Origin of the sequence: Actinokineospora sp. NBRC 105648, from assembly GCF_030269645.1 — a bacterium.
Classification (GTDB): domain Bacteria; phylum Actinomycetota; class Actinomycetes; order Mycobacteriales; family Pseudonocardiaceae; genus Actinokineospora.
In genome coordinates, this window is record NZ_BSTR01000049.1 from 22586 (window position 1) to 39423 (window position 16838).

Here is a 16838-nt window from a genome sequence, read left to right on the forward strand (position 1 = left end):
TCTGCTGCCCGCGGTGTTCGCGCAGGTGGGCGACGGTGTGCGCACGAGAGGGCACGCAGCGTTCACTTTTATCGCCGGTTGATCGACTACCCCGTGCCGCAGGCCACACCCGACAGGGCTACGCTCGCCTGCATCAGCCGAGCGGGCGGTCGCTGGTGACCGCGATCGGTCGTGGTTTTCGGGGGCCAGGCCGGTGGTGCTTCGTCCAATCGAGGGACGGTACAACAGTGTCAGGCGGTGTCAGCTTGTGAAAGCGCGGATAGTGCGCTCCCTGGGTGTCCGGACAACGGTGCCCGTGGTGTTCTCCGCTGCCCTGCTCGTCGGTACGGCCGAGGTGGCCTCGGCCGCCCCCGCTGTCGAGAGCAGCGTTCCGTTCACCATCGCCGGTCCCGTCGGCATCGCCGCGGTGATCGTCGGTGTCGGTGGCCTGGTCGTCGGGCTGCTGCGCCGCCGGAAGGTGGCCAAGGTGGTCGTGCCGACCGTCGTTCAGGTCCCGGTGCCCGCGCCGCGCCGGGCCGCTGTCCAGGTCGACAACTCGGCCTGAGTCCTCCCCAACGCGTGGACGAGCCCCCGCGGGCGTACCCGCGGGGGCTCTTTCGGTCTGCGCTACCTGACCGGTTGTCCTACCGGACCGCGTCCAGCGCGTCGATCAGGCCGGAGCCGTAGAAGCCCCGTCCCGAGCGGCCGCCCTCGCAGGTGGCCTTCCACGTGCCGGTGCCGTCCGGGTCGTACACGCCGCCCTCGGGGCAGGGGAGCCGGTCCGCGTCGTGCTGCAGCTCGGCGATGACCCGGTCGGCCGACCAGTTCTGGTGGGTCGAGCGGATCAGCGCGACCACGCCGGTGGCGTGCGGGGACGCCATCGAGGTGCCCTGCTTGTAGCCCCAGCCGCCGCCGACGACGGTGGACAGGATGCGGCCGTTGGCGTCCGGGGTGCCCGGGATCTGCTTGGCGTCGCCACCGGGGGCGGCCACCTCGGTCTCGGTGCGGCCGTAGTTGGAGAAGTACGACTTGAGGTTCTGCACGCCGGTGGAGGACACGCCCACCACGCCGCGCACCTCACCGGGCAGCTCGACGCACTCGGGGCCGGTCTCGCGGGTCACCGGGGTGCCGTTGTTCGGGCTGCCGGAGTCGACGATGTCGTGCGAGAGGTCCCAGTTGCTGTTGCCCAGCGCCGCCACGTTGACCACGCCGCGGTCGGCGGAGTACTCGATGGCCCGGGTGACCGCGGTGGCGACCGCCTTCTGGTCCGGGTCGTTCCGGCACCACAGGTAGTACGGGTCGACGAAGTAAGAGTTGTTCGTGACCTTGATGCCGTGCTCGGCGGCCCAGACGAAGCCGCAGATGGCGTACTCGGGGTAGATGAAGCCGCCGTCGTCGACGACCTTCACCGAGGCCAGCTTGACGTTCGGGGCGACGCCGACGACGCCGACGCCGTTCTTGGCCGCGGCGATGATGCCCGCGACGTGCGTGCCGTGGTCGCTGGTGGTCGGCGCCCAGGCGGCCGGGGTGGTGTCCGGGACGCCCTGGTTGGTGCAGCCGACCGAGCGGCCCGCGTCGATGTTGGCGGCCAGGTCGGGGTGGGTGGCCTCGACGCCGGAGTCGAGCACGCCGACCACGACGTTGGGGCTGCCGAGGGAGATGGCGTGCGCCTTGTCGGCCTTGATGGCCTTGAGGCCCCACTGGTTGGGGCTGAGCGGGTCGCCCTCGTCGGCGGGCACCTGCTTGGCGCCCGCGGCGATGGTGGCCTCGGTGTTCTCCAGGGTCCGCGAGCTGTCCGCGGCGATCCGGGCGGTCGGCGTCGGGACGGCGAGCTCGGCGAGCGCGCGGGTGGCACCCGCGCCCTGCACGCCGTGCTTGCCGCGCACGGTGGCGGCGAAGTTGGCGTTGGTGGAGCTGGCGATCACCACACCGATCTGCGGCCAGCTCTTGACCACGGTGCCGCCGGAGTCCCGGACGGCCTTCTCGACCTTGGACAGGCCGTGGCCCGGCTGCCCGAGCACGGCGAAGTGCGCGGCCTCGGCGGTCTGCACCACCGGTGCGGCCGAAGCCTGGCCCGCGATGGTGGCGAGGCCGGTCGTGGCCGTCGCGATCACCACCGCGGCGCCGAGCAGGCGGAGTCGTGAACGTCTCTGCACGGGTGAACCTCCACAGTTTTGCCTTGGCCCAGGTCGCGCGCCGGTCGGGCGTCAGGGGCGACCTGGACTGCGGTGAACCTGTCACCCCCGACCCGCGCGATCAATCCGCCGGATGGGGCAGCCCACCCGGCCTGGGCAGGTCGGACGCGAGCCGGATGCGCGTGCCTGGGACACTTCGGGGGTGTCGACTGAGCCAACCAGCACGCCAACGAGCACCCAGCCGGAGCGCAAGCCGCGCGTGCTGTCCGGCATCCAGCCCACCGCGGACTCCTTCCACCTGGGCAACTACCTCGGTGCCGTGCGCCAGTGGGTCGCGCTGCAGGAGACGCACGAGACCTTCTACTTCCTGGCCGACCTGCACGCGATCACCGTCGAGCACGACCCCAAGCTGCTGCGCAAGCGCACCAGGACCTCGGCCGCGCAGCTGCTGGCGCTGGGGCTCGACCCGGCCCGCAGCACGCTCTTCGCGCAGAGCCAGGTGCCCGAGCACGCCGAGCTGGGCTGGGTGATGCAGTGCCTCACCGGGTTCGGCGAGGCGGGCCGGATGACGCAGTTCAAGGACAAGTCGGCCAAGCAGGGCGTGGTCAGCGTCGGGCTGTTCACCTACCCGATCCTGCAGGCCGCCGACATCCTGCTCTACCGGCCGCAGTACGTGCCGGTCGGCGAGGACCAGCGCCAGCACCTGGAGCTGACCCGCGACCTCGCGCAGCGGTTCAACTCCCGCTTCGGCAAGACGTTCACCCCGCCTGAGCCCTACATCCTCAAGGGCACCGCCAAGATCTACGACCTGCAGGACCCGACGGCGAAGATGTCGAAGTCGGCGTCCAGCCCGGCGGGCATCATCGAGCTGCTCGACGACCCCAAGGCCTCGGCGAAGAAGATCCGGTCGGCGGTGACCGACACCGGCCGCGAGGTGGTGTTCGACCAGGAGAACAAGCCCGGGGTGAGCAACCTGCTGGGGATCTACTCGGCGCTCACCGACCGCACCGTCGACGAGCTGCAGGTGGCCTACGAGGGCAAGGGCTACGGGGACCTGAAGAAGGACCTCGGCGAGGTCGTCGCCGAGTTCGCCACGCCGGTCCGCGACCGGGTCAAGTCCTATTTGGACGATCCGGCCGAGCTGGACAAGATCCTGCACGACGGCGCGCAGCGGGCCAGGGAGGTCGCCTCGGCCACGCTGTCCAGGGTCTACGACAAGGTCGGTTTCCTGCGCTAGCGGTAGCTGATCGTCCAGCTCTCGCCGGTGAAGGTGGCCTCGGCCCTGGTCTTGCCGTTCGGGTAGACCAGTCGCACCGGGGCCAGCACCGCGTCCGGGTCGACCACCGCGCCCGCGGCGTAGCGGGCCAGGCCGAGCCAGTAGTCCGGGTGCGGGTCGAAGTGCAGACCCGCGCCGGGTTCGGTCGGTGCGACGAAGGTGGCCGCGCCGTCCATCCCGATCCCCGCGCAGCCGCGGTGGTAGGCGCCCGCGCCGGGGACGGACTCGTCCTCGACGATGGCCAGCGCGCCCGCGGGGTGGCTGCCCGGCTCGCGGCGGAAGCCGAACGCGCTGCCGCCGTGCACGAGCCGGGCGAGGTTGTGCCGGGACAGGTCGGCGTCGAGCTGGCCGCCCGCGCCGTAGTCGACGCCCGCGTGCAGGTTGCCCTGCCTGCCCCACACGAAGCAGTAGCGCAGCGTCCACTCGAGGGTGGTCTCGGTGTGCGGCCTGGACAGCCGGGCCAGCCAGGCCAGCGGGACCGCGCCGTCGGGCAGCGACGGCGAGGTCTGGAACAGCACGGCGTTGTGACCGTCCACTGTGGAGTTGTTGGTGACCTTGAGGGTGTGCTTGGCTCCCAGCGACGGCACCAGGTCGGCTACGTCGACGTCCTGGAATGTCACAGTCATACGGTGTGTCCTGTTCTGCGATCGGGTCGGTACGGGTTCCGACGACGTTAGAACTCCACCCCGCCGCCGGACATCATGATCACCCGATCACCCCGAAAACCGCCCCGTTCGGGCGATTGCGGGGTCTGAATCCCGCCGAGCCGCGGCGCCGCCCCGCAGGCGCCGCCCCCGCCGGGTCCTAGGAGTAGGTGATGTTCCAGTTCTTGCCGTCGAAGACGCAGTCGGCGACGGTGTTGCCGGATCTGAACTCGATGTTCACCGGGTTGGTCATGCCGCTCTCGTCCACCACGACGCCCGCGGCGTAGCGGCCGAAGGCGAGCCAGTACTGCGGGTGCGGGTCGAACTGGGCCGAGTAGCCCGGCTCGGTGGGCAGCACGAAGGTGCCCGCCCCGCTCATGCCGATGCCCACGCAGCCCTGGTTCGGGTTGCCGGAGCCGGGCACGGTGCCGTCCTCCTTGATCACCAGGCTGCCCCGGGTGCCGTCGGTGGGGGTGTCGAAGGCGAAGCCGCCGCCGATGTAGCTGAGGTTGACCAGGTTGTTGGAGTTGATGTCGGCCGGGATCTCCTGGCCCGCGTCGTAGCTGGCGCCGGGGCGCAGGTTGCCGTTCTGCCCCCAGACGAAGTTGTAGCTCAGGGTCCAGTTGAAGCTGACCCTGGTGTGCGAGTGGCAGGTCTTGGACAGCCAGGCGAGCTTGGACACGTCCGAGGGCAGTTGTGGCGCGTCCTGGAACACCACGGCGTTGTGGTTGTCCAGGTTCGAGTTGTTGTTGACCTTGATCGTGTACGAGGTCCCGAGCAGGGCCTGCAGGTCGGAGATGTCGATGTCGTTGAGGGCGCTGGACATGCGGGAACTCCTTGGTCGGCGGTGTGGGAATGGCCGCGAGTGCGGCGCTTCCCCACGCTAGACCCGGCCCGGATAGCGGTGAAACGCCTGCCACACGAAGGTGTTCTGGACCTGTTCCGATGGCCTACCCCGGCTACGGAGAATGGTTGCCGGAATTGGTGATGTTGGTGCCTCCGGGTGTTTCCGGCGGTGTTTCACCAGTAGTGGACTGTCCACTTGTCACCGTCGAAGACGCAGTCCGCGGTGCCGGTCGTGACCGGGAAGTCGATCTCTTGCGGCACAACGAGTCCGTCCGGCGGCAGCACGGTGCCCGGGCCGAACCGTCCGAACGCGACCCAGTACGCGGGCGTCGGGGTGAACTGGACCCAGTCGTGCGGGGTGGTCGGGAGCACGGCGGTCCCCGCGCCGTCCATGCCGATGCCGACGCAGCCGCGCCGCGGGTTCCCGTTGCCCGGGACCGCCGCGCTCTCCCGCACGGTCAGTGCCTCGTGCAGGCCGTCGGCCTGGTCGGTGAAGACGAAACCGCCGTCGGGGTAGTCCAGGGTTATCTCGTTGCGGGAGTCCAGGTCGGCGGGCACCTCCTGGCCCGCGTCGTAGTCGACCCCCGGTCTGAGCTCACCCGCGTGGCCCCAGACGAAGCAGTGCCGGACCGTCCACTCGAACCGGACCCGGGTGTCGGGGTGGCACATCCTGGAGTGCCAGGCGAGCACCGAGACCGGCGCGGTCGCGAGCGGCTGCTGGAAGACGATCGCGTTCTGCCCGTCGAGCGGGGAATCGTTGAAGATCCGGATGGAATACATGCCGCCCTCCCCGGTGCTTTTCCCGTCACGATAAGTCGGTGCGGGTCCACGGTGGAATCGAGGCGCCCGGCATTTGGGTGAAGATCTTTCGCGTTGCGCGGGACGGTCGGGTGGCTAGACTTCTGGCGGTGACCGAGAACGAGTCGAAGTTGGCCAGGCTGCGGCAGCGGCGCCCCGGGATCGACCACCTCATCAGGGCCTTCGACGCGTTCACCGAGCGCTACGGCAACCACTTCGCCGCGTCGATCACCTATTTCAGCGTGCTCTCGCTCTTCCCCCTCATGCTGATCGCCTTCGCGGTGCTCGGCTTCGTGCTCGCCGGGCAGCCCGAGACCCTCCAGAGCCTGCAGGACAGCATCACCTCCGCCGCCCCGGGCAACCTGCGCGGGCTGCTCACCGACCTGGTCAACACGGCCATCTCCGAGCGCGGCAAGGTCGGCGTGATCGGCCTCATCGCCGCCGCGTACACCGGCCTCGGCTGGATGAGCAACCTGCGCGACGCGCTCACCGCGCAGTGGGGCCACAAGCCGGTGGAGCAGCCGTTCCTGCGCGGCATGCTGGTCGACCTGCTGTCCCTGCTCGGCCTGGGCGCGGCGATGGCGATCTCGTTCGGGCTCAGCGCCTTCGGCAGCGGGCTGGCCGACACGATCCTGGACTGGATCGGCCTCGGCGAGTACACGTGGGCCAAGGTCCTGCTGTTCATCATCACCACCCTGCTGTCCCTGGGCGCGAACTGGCTGGTGTTCCTCTGGGTGATCTCCCGGCTGCCCCGCCGCAAGGTGAGCGTGAAGAGCGCGGTGCGCGGCGCGCTGGCGGCGGCGATCGGGTTCGAGATCCTCAAGGTCGTCGGCACGATCTACCTGAACTCGGTGATCGGCGGGCCGCTGGGCTCGCTGGTCGGGCCGATCGTGGGTCTGCTGGTGTTCGCCAACCTGGTGTCGAGGTTCCTGCTGTTCATCACCGCGTGGACGGCCACGGCCAAGGAGAACATCATCCGCGAGCCGGTGGCCGCGCCGCCGCCCGCGGTGATCCGGCCGGTGGTGGAGGTCTCCCGGGCCCCGCGCGCCAAGGAGGCGGTGGGCCTGGTGGGCGTCGGCGCGGTGCTGGCGCTGGCCTGGCGGGGACGCCGCAAGCCCTGACCGACCCGGGGTAGTTGGTCGCATGAGGCACCGGCGGATCCGCCGGTGCCTTCATCGGGTGCCCCGCCGTGCTGCCGCCCGTGCGCGGGCTGCGGAGTCCGGTAGCTCAGGAGGCGGTCGCTCGTGGTCGTGCGACCGCGCGCCATCGGTGCCGTGAGCGGGCCGAGCCCCGCTGTGGACACTCCCTGGCCCGAGGACTTACCTCGTAGGTGCGGTGAACCGGTGGATCAGGCCGCGGCGCGGCGGGCGCGGGCGGCTTTGGCGCGCTTGCGGCGGAACCAGAGCGCGAACGAGGCCAGGACCGCCACGCCCGCCAGACCGACCAGCGGGGCGCCGTAGTTGCCGAACGCGGAGCGCTGGGTGTCGGCGACCTCGCGGTCCTCGATCGCCGCCGCCGGGGTGGGCTCGGGTGCCTGGGTGGACGCGGTGCCCATCCCGGTGCCCTGCTTGGGCTGGGCCTCCGGGGCGTGGTCGACCAGCTCGCCGACCGGCTTGGCCGACTCGGCGGCCAGCGCGAAGCCGTAGTCGAGCAGCTTGGCCGCCTGCTCGGCCAGCGGCGCCGGGTTCAGTTCGCCGCGCATCATGACCACCGCGATGCGCTTGTCGCCCTTCTTGGCGCCGCCGAGGTAGGTGTGCCGAGCGTCGTCGGTGAAGCCGGTCTTGCCGCCCAGGAAGCCGGGGTAGCGGCCGAGCAGCTTGTTGTCGTTGACCACCTTGTAGCCGGGCTTGGTGCCGTAGCCGGGGAAGTCGATCGACTTGGTGCCCACGGCCTCGGCGAACTCCTTGTGCTTCATCGCCGCGCGGTAGACCAGGCTCAGGTCGTAGGCCGAGGTGCTCATGCCCGGGCCGTCCAGCCCGGACGGGGTGGCGGCCCGGGTGTCGAGCGCGCCCAGCTCCTTGGCCAGGGCGTTCATCTTGTCCAGCGCCGCGGGGACCCCGCCGAGCTGGCGGGCCAGCGCGTGCGCGGCGTCGTTGCCCGAGCGCATGACCAGCGCGAACAGCAGCTGCCGGACGGTGTACTGGCCGCCCGGGCCGACACCGACCTTGGTGCCCTCCTGGTCGGCGTCCTCCTGGGTGCCGGTGACCGCCTCGTCCATCCGCAGCTCGCGGATGACCGCGATCGCCAGCAGGGTCTTGATCAGCGAGGCGGGCCGCTCGCGCGCGTGCGGGTCCTTGGCGGCCAGCACGGCCCCGGTGTCCAGGTCGGCGATCACCCAGGACGCGGAGATGACCTCACCGGCGATCACGGCCTTGGCGCCTGCCGGGGCGATCACGCCGCACTCGCCCATCCGGGTGCCGCCGACCGGCTCGTCGGGCACCGGCAGCGCCTGCGGGCTCGGCTGGCCCGGCTTGGGCTCCTCGGAGGTGTCCACCGGGGGCGGCGGCCGGTCGTGGTTCTGGCACTGGGCGCTGTTCTGCGTCGGCGGCTGACCGGCGGTGGTCTGCTGGGCCTTGCGGGGACCCTTCGTCGACGCCGCCGCCCAGGGCGTCGCGAGCAGGGCCGCGACGATCAGGGCGCACAGCGGGGCAAGCAGAGCGGGCACGGTCCTGCGGGCTGTGAAGCGCACCCCTGCAGACTAGGGCCTGTCACGATCCGGCCACGATCCGCCCTGTCACCCACACGTGGCGCCGCGCTATCGGCGCTGGATACTGCCGGTGTGACGCTGAGCCGCCGGTCCGCGCTGTTCCTGCTCGCCTTCGGGGTCTGGTCGTGGGTGATCTGGCCGATGTTCCTGCGCAACATCTGGGCCGACCCGCGCTCGTTCGCCCCCGGACCGACGGCGTTCTTCGTCGTGCACGCCCTGCTCACCGCCGCCTCACTGGCGTTCGGCACGATCATCGGTGTCATCGGCTGGCGGGCCTGGGTCACGCGACGGAGGAGTTGACGTGGAGTTCGTCCGACACTTGCTGGTCTTCCTGCACCTGCTCGGCATGGGGGTGCTGGTGGGCGCGTTCCTGGTCCAGCGGCGCTCGCCCGATGTGGTGAACAAGGGCTGGCTGCACGGCGCCGGTCTACAACTGGTGACCGGCATCGCCCTGATGGGGTTGTCCCCGCTGACCGGGGCCGAGTACAACCACGTGAAGCTGGGGGTCAAGCTCGTGGTGCTGGTGGTGATCACCGGGCTGGCGTTCCTGTACACGGCCCGCAAGCAGAACCCGGGGTGGCTGCCGCAGGCCCTGGTGGGCCTGGTGGTGCTGAACGTGGGGCTGGCGGTCTTCTGGACGTGAGCGGCGACGGGCCGCTCAGGTCCGGTCGTCCAGGTGGTCCCGCACCGCTGAGGCGAAGGTCGGCGCGGTCTTCGCGAACTGGGTGAGGAACGCGTTCATCGACTCCGGCGGCTCGCGCAACGCGGCCACCTGTTCGCGCAGGCAGCGCAGCGTGTCCTCGGGGTAGAGGTCGAACTGGTCCAGCAGGAAGTCATCCGGCTGGACCGCGACGATGTCATAGGGGTCGAGCGCGTCCGGCGGGAAGTCGCGGAGGTTGGCCGTCACGATCAGTTCGGCGTTGGCGCGGACGGCCGCGGCCAGGACGTGGCGGTCCTTGGGGTGGTTGCGCATCACGGAGACGAGCGACTCGCACCCCGGGACGGCCGCATCGGGGAAGGTGTCGCGCATCTGCTTGACGCGACGAGCCGCCGCGAGCGGTGTCACGCCCAGTTTGGGCAGGCTTCGGGTGACCTCGTCGAGGACCTCCTCCGACCAGAGCGGCCGGTAGAGGTCTGCCTCGGCCATGCGCAAGAGCAGGTCGGCCAATGGCATGGGGACGAGGACGCAGGCGTCGAGGAAGGACGGGAAGGGCACGGCTAGCGAGTGTGGATGAAATCGTCCCCGGAGTCGTAGCGGCCCTCCGCCTCGGCGTCCTGTGTCATCCGATCGAGTGTCGCGCGCCGGGTGACCCTGGCCTGCTCCTGGTACTCGACGACGTCGACCAGGCGGACCCGGCGGTGGCGGCCGCGGGTCTCGAACGGGATGACCTCGTCGGTCAGCAGGCGCACCAGGGTGGGCCGCGAGATGTTCAACAGGTCGGCGGCCTGCTGGGTGGTGAGCAGCATCGTGTGCGGCGCCACGGTGATCGCCAGGCCGTTGGACATCGCTGTGACCACTTGGCGCAGGATCCGGTAGACGACGTCCGGGAGCTCCACCTCGGCGCCGTCGGGGGCGACGAGTTTGGCGCGCCCCTGCTGGGGCGCCAGCAGCCTCGTGAGCGCCTCGAGGTCGGGGCCGGGGTGCTCCGGGGGCAGCACCGTGTGCTGTTCCATGGCGGCGGTCATCGTTTCCTCCGGAGTGGGCGGTGACCACAGACTAATCGAAAAAAACGAAAGTTGCCAGGTGGTGGGCCGCCCGGGTTACCGCTGGGTAGGGTTGGTGGATGGCTACCGGTCGCGGGTTGGACGTCGTGTTGTTCGGGGCCACCGGGTTCACCGGTGAGCTGACGGCCGAGTACCTGGCCCGGCACGCGCCCGCCGGGCTGCGGTGGGGGTTGGCTGGGCGGAGCCTGGACCGGCTGGTCGCGGTTCGGGGGCGGTTGGCCGCGATGATCGATCCGGCGTTGGCCGAGCTCGAGCTGTTGGTCGCCGATGTGGGCGACCGGGACGCGGTGCGGGCGGTGGCCGAGGCGGCCAGTGTGGTGATCACCACCGTCGGGCCCTACATCACCTACGGGGACGCGCTGGTGGCCGCGTGTGCTGAGGCGGGGACGGACTACGTCGACCTGACCGGTGAGCCTGAGTTCGTCGACCAGGTGTACCTGCGCCACCACGCCAAGGCGGTGGCCACCGGTGCGCGGTTGGTGCACTGCTGCGGGTTCGACTCCATCCCGCACGACCTCGGTGTCTACTTCACCGTCAAGCAGCTGCCCGAGGGGGTGCCGATCGCGGTCGAGGGGTTCGTGCGCGCCTCGGGGACCTTCTCCGGTGGCACGTTCCACTCCGCGATCACCGCATTCTCGCGGTTGCGGCAGGGGGCGCGGACGGCGGCTCAGCGCCGCAAGGTCGAGGGGCGCGGTGTTCGGCGGGTGCGCGGGACCGCGGGGAAACCCAAGCACGTCAAGGACATCGGGTGGGCGTTGCCGATGCCATCGATCGACCCGCAGGTGGTGTTGCGGTCCGCGCGCGCTCTGGAGCGGTACGGGTCGGAGTTCTCCTACGGCCACTACGTCGCGGTCAAGCGGTTGCCGGTGGCGGTGGGGCTGGTCGGTGGTGTGGCCGGGCTGGTCGCGCTCGCGCAGCTGCCGCCCGCGCGGAACTGGTTGCTGGGGCGGAAGAAGGCGGGCGACGGGCCGACGGCGCGGCAGCGGGACAAGGCGTGGTTCAAGGTCGTCTTCCACGCCGAGGGCGGTGGGCACCGGGTCGTCACCGAGGTCTCCGGCGGCGACCCGGGCTACGGCGAGACTTCCAAGATGCTGGCCGAGGCCGCGATGTGCCTGGCCGTCGACGAGCTGCCGCCGACCTCGGGCCAGGTCACCACCGCCGTCGCGATGGGCGACGCGCTGCTGGACCGGCTGATCGCCGCCGGGATCAGGTTCCGCCGTTTGGACTGATCTTGGTCGGGGCACCTCACCGGCGAGTTCTGGGGGGAGCCGATGAGACGCCGCTGGGTACGGGTGCTGGTCGCGGTCGTGGAGTGCAGCGCACTGTGGTTGCTGCTCAAGGTTTTCTACGACGCCATGGCCGACCTGGTCGGGCCCGAACGGTGGTCGATGATCTTCGCCGTCGGCCTGCTCGTCGTCATCGTCGGGGGCATCGCCCTGTTGGCGGTCTCCGAGATCCGGCGCTTGAAGAGGGAATCGGAAGAGGACCGGTGAGCAAGCGCGCGCTCTTCGCCCTGGCGTTCGTCGCCACCGCCGCGGCGGCCGGGGTACTCGGTGCCGGTCTGGAGAAGATGACCGGGTTGTGGTGGCTGCGGTACGCGGGCCTCGTCCTGGTGGTGCCGGTGCTGGTGTTCATGGTCCGCAAGCGCGACCGCGCCATGCGGCAGCCCGCGCCGCGGGGTTGGCGACTCGTGTTGACCCTGGTGTTCTTGGCGCTGGTCGTCGTGCGCGGGGTGCTTGGTCTGGCTGGTGTGACCTCGTGGGGCTCGCTGGGTGACGCGGCCTTCCTGCTTTGCTTCTTGGCCCTCGCGGCGGTGCAGCTGAAAGCCGGAAGCCCCCGCCGGTGAGGCGGGGGCTTCCGGCGGGGGAACTCAGGCCGCGGTCTTGAGGACGCCGTTCTCGACGGTGACCTCGCCGTGGCGGGCGGGGGCGCTGACGTCGTGCAGGAAGTTCGCCACCTCCTTGTACGAGGCCCAGAAACCGAGCTCGTGGTAGGGGATGCCCTTCTCCTGGCAGTACTCGATGGTCAGTTCCCTGGCCCTGGCCAGCGACTTCTGCGGCATCGCCGGGAACAGGTGGTGCTCGATCTGGTAGTTCAGGCCGCCGTACATGAAGTCCATCAGCGGCGAGGGGTTGATGTTGCGCGAGGTGAGCACCTGGCGCTCGAGCCAGTCCAGGGTCTCCTCCTCGCCGTCGCGGATCTCCATGCCCTTGTGGTTCGGGGCGAAGATCATTCCGAAGTAGACACCCATGACCGCCTGCTGCACCAGCAGGAAGCCGATGGCCAGCACCGGGTTCAGGACGGTGAACAGGCAGGTGAGGTAGATCGCCTGGCGGAGCAGGATCAGGCCGAGCTCGAGCAGCGGCTGCTTGAGCTCGCCCCGCTTGGCGATCATCTTCACCGCGGTCTTCTGCATCTTGTAGGACTCGAGGGTCAGCAGGATGAAGAAGAGCACCGCCTGGTAGCGCACGATGAACCGCTGCACCGGGGTGCGGGTCGCGTACTGCTTGATGTCGAAGATCGCCGTGCGGCGGCCGATGTCCGGGTCGAGCGAGAGGTGGTTGGGGTGGCTGTGGTGCCGGTTGTGGTGGTTGACCCACCAGCCGTAGCTGAAGCCGTTGACCAGGTTGGCGTGGGTGTAGCCGACCACGGTGGCCGACTGGCGGGCGCGGAACATCGACTTGTGCCCGGCGTCGTGGAACATGAACGACATCTGGGCGCACCACACTCCGCACCAGACGGCGATGAGCAGCTGCCAGGGGGAGTCGCCGACGACGAAGAACGCGGCGACACCGGCGAGGAACATCCCCATGTTCAGGGCGATCCGGCGGTAGTACCAGCCCGCCTGTAAGTCGAGCAGACCCTCTTTCTTCACCCGCTTGAGCAGCTCGGTGAAGGTGGCCGACTGGGCCGGGGCGGAGGGCGGGGCCGAGTCGAGGGCGTTGGTGGACATACTCTTGCGCTCCTTAGTTGCCCGCGGCGGCGGCGAGGCTGTCGTGCAGTGCGGCCAGGGTGTCGTCGGCGGCCTCGGCGACCGCCGGGTCGTCCGGCGCGCCGAAGATGCCGAACAGCGCGCCGACGGTGGCCTGCATCAGTTCCTCAGTGGACATTTCTCCAGACCTCCTAGAACGCGCCGCAGGCGCGGAAGACGTGCGCGAAACCGGCCAGCGAGGCCCGGTCCTGGAACCCGATGTACTCGGGGATGACCAGCGTCGGGGCCCACTTCTGCTTGTAGGCCAGCTGGGTCTGCGCCGGGTAGAGGTCGGCGCCCTGGGCGAACAGCGCGTGCATCAGCCACTGGAAGCCCAGGCTGTGGCCCGCGATCTCCTGGGTGGAGTCCAGGCCGGTGAACGGGGTGAAGCCGAAGTGCAGCCACGGCACGCCCTCGCCGCGGAAGGTCTCGATGGCGTGCGCGTTGATCGCCTCCATGATCCCCGGGGACTCGTGCGGGATCCGGCGGCTCAGGTCGTGCATCCAGCCGTGCCGGGTGCCGTAGACCGGGGAGTAGGAGATGTAGCCGACCGGGCTGCCCTCGATGGTGCCCAGGAACATCCGGCGGTGCGGCTGCCCGTCGCCGCCGACCTCGCCGACCAGGAACTCCAGCTGGTGGGCGTCCTCGCCCTTGGAGCCCAGCCACTGCCGGTCGATGTCGGCGATCGGGCCGGTGTAGCCGTCGGCGGTGACCTCGGTGACGACCAGCCCGTTGCGGTGGGCGCGCGAGATCTTGTTCCGCAGCTGCATGAACTTGGTGCCGCGCAACGAGAACTCCGGCAGCGACACCGCCCACGACGCGCCGATCTGGTTCACCGTGAACCCGTTGCGGGCGTAGATCTCGGCGTCGTGGCGCTGCAGCTGCACGGCGACGACCTTGAGCCCCTCGGCGCGGGCGTGCGCCAGGAACGCGGTCAGCAGGGCCTCGTAGTCGGCGGTCGGGGCGAACGCGCCGCCGATCTGCACGAGGTAGCCGCCTGCGCGGCGGTAGGCGATGGCACCCTCGGCCACCGGGCTGGTGAACGTCTCGGTGCGGGCGTTGAGGGCGAGGAACGCCGAGGCGTTCTCGGCCTGGGTGTGCGCTCGAATTGCGTCGAGCGCCGGGATCTCGGTCCTGCTGACTGTGGTCGTCACCGTACGCACCCTTTCTGGCGACTCTGGCGGCTTGGGTCAGTAGAACACCGGGGAAATTGCCTTGGAAACCCCACGTATTCGAATTGTCAGGGCGGTATCAGGGCACTGTCAGAATGGGCGGCCATGGTCATCGGTGTCCGGTGAATCTCGCGCGAGGAAAGTCAGGAGAGCCGATGACCGGGCCGCAGCCCAGCCAGGCCCCCACCCGGGTGCTGGTGATCGCCAACCCGACGGCGGGGAGCGCCACGAGCGCCCTGCTGGCCGGGGTCCGGGACCAGTGCGGCGCGTTCGCGCCGACGACCCTGCACATCACGACCGCCCGCGGCGAGGCCACCGAGAGCGTGCAGCGCGCGCTCGCCGAGGTGCACCCGCCCGACCTGGTCGTGGTGATCGGCGGGGACGGCACGGTCCGCGAGGTCGTCGAGGGCCTGGTCGGCACGTCCACGGCCAACCTGATGATCATCCCTGGCGGTACCGGCAACTCCGCGTACCGGATGCTCTGGGCGGACAAGTCCTGGTCGGACGCCCTCGCAAGCGTTTTCGCCGGGACCGCCGAGCCGCGCAGGCTGGATCTCGCCCGGATCGAGGAGACCCGCGCCCTGGTGTTCCTGGGGGCCTGCTCGGGCGTCGTCGCCGAGGCCCTGGTGCACGCCAAGCAGACCGTGCTCACCGGTCGCGCCCGCTACGCCCAGGCCCTCTCCGACGCCGCCGCCGCGTTCGAGCCCTACCCCGGGCAGGTCATCGTCGACGGCAAGGTGCTGTTCGAGGGACGGACGATCCTGGCCAACGTCGGCGGTGGTCGCTACCGCGGCGGGCAGTACCTGCTGCTGCCGCTGTCCGAGCTCGGTGACGGGCTGCTCGACGTGGTCGTGGTCAGCGCCCAGGTGCCGGTCCAGCGGGTCCCCGACCTGGTCCGCAACGGCGACCACCTGGGCGAACCCGGCGTGTTCTACGGCCGGGGCAGCCGGATCGAGGTGCTGCGCACCGACGGTCAGGCCCTGGTCTTCGAGCACGACGGCGAGCTGCAGCAGGACGTCGCCAACGGCATGTCCTTGCAGGTCCTCTCCGGCGCGCTGCGCGTGTGGTGCGACCCCGCGGTGGTGCCGCCGAGCACGCAACGGGAACTGTGGTGAGCACCCGGTTAGAGCGCCTGGCCGCGTGGGCGGCCGGGCTGCGCGCGGAAGACATCCCGGTAAGAGTGCGGGAACTGGCCGTCAGCCAGGTGCTCTCGCAGATCGCGTCTATCCGCGCGGGCGCCGCGCACCCTCTTGGCCAGAAGTTGATAAGAGCCTTCGGGTCGCCCACCCAAAACGACCCGAAGGCCGCCGCAGCCGTCCTGGCGGGGCTCGGCTCCTGGCTCAACCTCGACGACACCGCGTTCGCCGGGCACCTGTCCAACTCCACGGTCGCCGTCCCGCTCGCCTTCGCCGCCGGGCTGGACGGGTCCGACCTGGTCACAGCCGTGATCACAGCCAATGAGTGCGCCGCCCGGATCACCGCGGCCGCCACCCTCGGCCCGCTCCGCGGCCAGAGCGCGGTGCACACCCACCTCGCCGGGACGGTCGCGGGCAGGCTCAAGTGCGAGGGCGCCGACGCGGACACCTACACCGACGCGTTCGCCCTCGCCTTCGCCATGCCGAACTGGCCGCTGCTGCGCGCCTTCCTGGCCAGCGACGCCCGCCTGCTGTGCACCCTCACCCCGGTGCGCACCGCCAACGACGCCGTCGACGCGGCCCGGGTCGGCCTCAAGGGTGCTCCTGACCTGCTCGAACACCCGGATGGCTTCCTCGCCAGGTTCGCCACCGCTCCGCTACCCGAGCTGGTCGACCACGGCTTGGGCGAGCGCTGGCACACCGAGACGCTCTCGTTCAAGCTGCACCCCGGCGGCCCCGGGATCGACGCCGCCGTGGACGTGGCCGCCCGGCTCGGGCCGCTGGTGGCCGAGGACGTCGAGGACGTGCTGGTCGAGGCCTCGGCGTACACGCTGATGGCCGACAAGACCTCCCGCCGCTACCTCGACGGCCCGGCGACGCCGCTGGGCGCCCTGGTGCTCAACGTCGCCTACCCCGTCGCCACCGCCCTGGTCACCGGCCACTTCACCGTCGAGGACCTCGACGATCAGCGGCACTGGGACCTGGCGGGCCGGGTCCGGCTCGCGCACGACCCGGCGATGACCAGGGAGCTGCTCGCGGCCGAGGCGCCGTTCGGCGAGGCCATCCGGCACGCGGGCGCCGCGGGCCACGACTGGCTGCGCGCCTTCGGCGGCGACGACCTCGTCGCGCTGGCCGACCAGGGCCCACCGCGGCCGGACTTCGCCCACGCGGCCAAGGCCACCCCGGCCCGGGTCACCGTGCGGCTGCGCGACGGCCGGACGCTGCGCGGCGAGCAGACCGTGCCGCTGGGCGCCGCGGGCCCGGACACCCGCGCCCGGCACGCCGAGCTCATGCGGGCCAAGTTCACCGCCACCGGCGGTCGCGCCGAGGTGGCCGAGCAGGCCGGGAAACTCGATTCCATGACCGCTGTCGAATTGCGGGAATGGATCTTGTCAGCATTGGGTCCGAATTAGTCCGGATCAATAGCGTGTCAGGAGCCGGTCAGATTCG

General features: G+C 70.5%; 20 protein-coding genes. 10 read left to right on the forward strand and 10 right to left on the reverse strand.

Features of this window, described 5'->3' with window-relative positions:
- The first annotated feature begins 289 nt into the window (after positions 1-289).
- Positions 290-544 (forward strand): hypothetical protein, encoded by a 255-nt coding sequence (locus tag QSK30_RS29940; protein WP_285507966.1) that lies wholly within the window; start codon positions 290-292, stop codon positions 542-544.
- Positions 545-623: 79 nt separating this feature from the next.
- Here the strand turns inward: QSK30_RS29940 and QSK30_RS29945 are convergent, their stop codons facing one another.
- Positions 624-2135 (reverse strand): S8 family peptidase, encoded by a 1512-nt coding sequence (locus QSK30_RS29945; RefSeq protein ID WP_285507967.1) that lies wholly within the window; start codon positions 2133-2135, stop codon positions 624-626.
- A 181-nt stretch (positions 2136-2316) separates the two neighbouring features.
- Here QSK30_RS29945 and trpS point away from each other — a divergent pair, with 181 nt between their 5' ends.
- On the forward strand, positions 2317-3351 hold the full coding sequence (gene trpS / locus QSK30_RS29950) for a tryptophan--tRNA ligase (protein ID WP_285507969.1): 1035 nt from the start codon (positions 2317-2319) through the stop codon (positions 3349-3351).
- On the opposite strand, the gene QSK30_RS29955 is transcribed toward trpS, so the two are convergent.
- The 3 genes from QSK30_RS29955 to QSK30_RS29965 all read right to left on the reverse strand — a co-directional run bounded on the left by QSK30_RS29955 (position 3348) and on the right by QSK30_RS29965 (position 5660).
- Complete coding sequence (locus QSK30_RS29955; RefSeq protein ID WP_285507972.1) at positions 3348-4016, reverse strand: RhiA family protein; 669 nt, start codon at positions 4014-4016, stop codon at positions 3348-3350. The two genes, trpS and QSK30_RS29955, sit on opposite strands and share 4 nt — an antisense overlap.
- 178 nt (positions 4017-4194) lie before the next feature.
- Positions 4195-4860 carry a RhiA family protein gene (locus tag QSK30_RS29960; RefSeq protein ID WP_285507973.1) on the reverse strand — a complete coding sequence of 222 codons (666 nt, stop codon included), beginning with the start codon at positions 4858-4860 and terminating at the stop codon, positions 4195-4197.
- A gap of 194 nt (positions 4861-5054) precedes the next feature.
- Complete coding sequence (locus QSK30_RS29965; RefSeq protein ID WP_285507975.1) at positions 5055-5660, reverse strand: RhiA family protein; 606 nt, start codon at positions 5658-5660, stop codon at positions 5055-5057.
- A 128-nt stretch (positions 5661-5788) separates the two neighbouring features.
- Between QSK30_RS29965 and yhjD the strand changes: the two genes are divergently transcribed.
- Positions 5789-6799, forward strand: a complete 1011-nt coding sequence (gene yhjD, locus QSK30_RS29970) for an inner membrane protein YhjD (RefSeq protein WP_285507978.1) — start codon at positions 5789-5791, stop codon at positions 6797-6799.
- A gap of 227 nt (positions 6800-7026) precedes the next feature.
- Here the strand turns inward: yhjD and QSK30_RS29975 are convergent, their stop codons facing one another.
- Positions 7027-8367 carry a D-alanyl-D-alanine carboxypeptidase family protein gene (locus tag QSK30_RS29975; protein ID WP_285507980.1) on the reverse strand — a complete coding sequence of 447 codons (1341 nt, stop codon included), beginning with the start codon at positions 8365-8367 and terminating at the stop codon, positions 7027-7029.
- Positions 8368-8457: 90 nt separating this feature from the next.
- Here QSK30_RS29975 and QSK30_RS29980 point away from each other — a divergent pair, with 90 nt between their 5' ends.
- Both QSK30_RS29980 and QSK30_RS29985 read left to right on the forward strand, forming a co-directional pair.
- Complete coding sequence (locus QSK30_RS29980; protein WP_285507982.1) at positions 8458-8685, forward strand: SCO4848 family membrane protein; 228 nt, start codon at positions 8458-8460, stop codon at positions 8683-8685.
- Between the two features lies 1 nt (position 8686).
- The gene (locus tag QSK30_RS29985) at positions 8687-9028 is read left to right on the forward strand and encodes a hypothetical protein (RefSeq protein WP_285507984.1); all 342 of its coding nucleotides are present in this window, start codon (positions 8687-8689) and stop codon (positions 9026-9028) included.
- Between the two features lie 15 nt (positions 9029-9043).
- Here the strand turns inward: QSK30_RS29985 and QSK30_RS29990 are convergent, their stop codons facing one another.
- Both QSK30_RS29990 and QSK30_RS29995 read right to left on the reverse strand, forming a co-directional pair.
- On the reverse strand, positions 9044-9601 hold the full coding sequence (locus tag QSK30_RS29990) for a PIN domain-containing protein (RefSeq protein ID WP_285507986.1): 558 nt from the start codon (positions 9599-9601) through the stop codon (positions 9044-9046).
- A 2-nt stretch (positions 9602-9603) separates the two neighbouring features.
- The gene (locus QSK30_RS29995) at positions 9604-10071 is read right to left on the reverse strand and encodes a helix-turn-helix domain-containing protein (RefSeq protein WP_285507988.1); all 468 of its coding nucleotides are present in this window, start codon (positions 10069-10071) and stop codon (positions 9604-9606) included.
- Positions 10072-10169: 98 nt separating this feature from the next.
- On the opposite strand from QSK30_RS29995, the gene QSK30_RS30000 reads away from it, so the two are divergent.
- The 3 genes from QSK30_RS30000 to QSK30_RS30010 are packed head-to-tail and all read left to right on the forward strand — an operon-like array spanning position 10170 to position 11956.
- Positions 10170-11339, forward strand: a complete 1170-nt coding sequence (locus QSK30_RS30000) for a saccharopine dehydrogenase family protein (RefSeq protein ID WP_285507990.1) — start codon at positions 10170-10172, stop codon at positions 11337-11339.
- 42 nt (positions 11340-11381) lie between these two features.
- Positions 11382-11603, forward strand: a complete 222-nt coding sequence (locus tag QSK30_RS30005) for a hypothetical protein (RefSeq protein WP_285507992.1) — start codon at positions 11382-11384, stop codon at positions 11601-11603.
- On the forward strand, positions 11600-11956 hold the full coding sequence (locus QSK30_RS30010; RefSeq protein WP_285507993.1) for a hypothetical protein: 357 nt from the start codon (positions 11600-11602) through the stop codon (positions 11954-11956). The genes QSK30_RS30005 and QSK30_RS30010 overlap by 4 nt, the downstream gene beginning before the upstream one ends.
- A 24-nt stretch (positions 11957-11980) precedes the next feature.
- Here QSK30_RS30010 and QSK30_RS30015 read toward each other — a convergent pair whose 3' ends face one another.
- From QSK30_RS30015 to QSK30_RS30025, 3 genes are read right to left on the reverse strand one after another with little or no spacing between them, the layout of a single operon-like run.
- On the reverse strand, positions 11981-13063 hold the full coding sequence (locus tag QSK30_RS30015) for a fatty acid desaturase family protein (protein ID WP_285507994.1): 1083 nt from the start codon (positions 13061-13063) through the stop codon (positions 11981-11983).
- Between the two features lie 13 nt (positions 13064-13076).
- Complete coding sequence (locus tag QSK30_RS30020; protein ID WP_285507995.1) at positions 13077-13220, reverse strand: hypothetical protein; 144 nt, start codon at positions 13218-13220, stop codon at positions 13077-13079.
- A gap of 13 nt (positions 13221-13233) precedes the next feature.
- A complete protein-coding gene (locus QSK30_RS30025) occupies positions 13234-14235 on the reverse strand; it encodes a bifunctional lysylphosphatidylglycerol flippase/synthetase MprF (RefSeq protein ID WP_285507996.1) in 1002 nt (333 codons plus the stop codon).
- A 173-nt stretch (positions 14236-14408) separates the two neighbouring features.
- Between QSK30_RS30025 and QSK30_RS30030 the strand changes: the two genes are divergently transcribed.
- A complete protein-coding gene (locus tag QSK30_RS30030; protein ID WP_285507997.1) occupies positions 14409-15368 on the forward strand; it encodes a diacylglycerol/lipid kinase family protein in 960 nt (319 codons plus the stop codon).
- Entirely contained in the window at positions 15365-16801 is a 1437-nt protein-coding gene (locus tag QSK30_RS30035; protein ID WP_285507998.1) for an MmgE/PrpD family protein, read from the forward strand. Before QSK30_RS30030 ends, QSK30_RS30035 begins: the two co-directional genes overlap by 4 nt.
- Positions 16802-16838 lie beyond the last annotated feature (37 nt).

Excerpts from the sequence above, each read along its gene's own strand:
- QSK30_RS29955 (WP_285507972.1), bottom strand. The coding sequence starts at position 4,016 with ATGACTGTGACATTCCAGGACGTCGACGTAGCCGACCTGGTGCCGTCG.
- QSK30_RS29960 (WP_285507973.1), bottom strand. The coding sequence starts at position 4,860 with ATGTCCAGCGCCCTCAACGACATCGACATCTCCGACCTGCAGGCCCTG.
- QSK30_RS29965 (WP_285507975.1), bottom strand. The coding sequence starts at position 5,660 with ATGTATTCCATCCGGATCTTCAACGATTCCCCGCTCGACGGGCAGAAC.
- QSK30_RS29995 (WP_285507988.1), bottom strand. The coding sequence starts at position 10,071 with ATGACCGCCGCCATGGAACAGCACACGGTGCTGCCCCCGGAGCACCCC.
- QSK30_RS30000 (WP_285507990.1), top strand. The coding sequence starts at position 10,170 with ATGGCTACCGGTCGCGGGTTGGACGTCGTGTTGTTCGGGGCCACCGGG.
- QSK30_RS30005 (WP_285507992.1), top strand. The coding sequence starts at position 11,382 with ATGAGACGCCGCTGGGTACGGGTGCTGGTCGCGGTCGTGGAGTGCAGC.
- QSK30_RS30015 (WP_285507994.1), bottom strand. The coding sequence starts at position 13,063 with ATGTCCACCAACGCCCTCGACTCGGCCCCGCCCTCCGCCCCGGCCCAG.
- QSK30_RS30020 (WP_285507995.1), bottom strand. The coding sequence starts at position 13,220 with ATGTCCACTGAGGAACTGATGCAGGCCACCGTCGGCGCGCTGTTCGGC.
- QSK30_RS30030 (WP_285507997.1), top strand. The coding sequence starts at position 14,409 with ATGACCGGGCCGCAGCCCAGCCAGGCCCCCACCCGGGTGCTGGTGATC.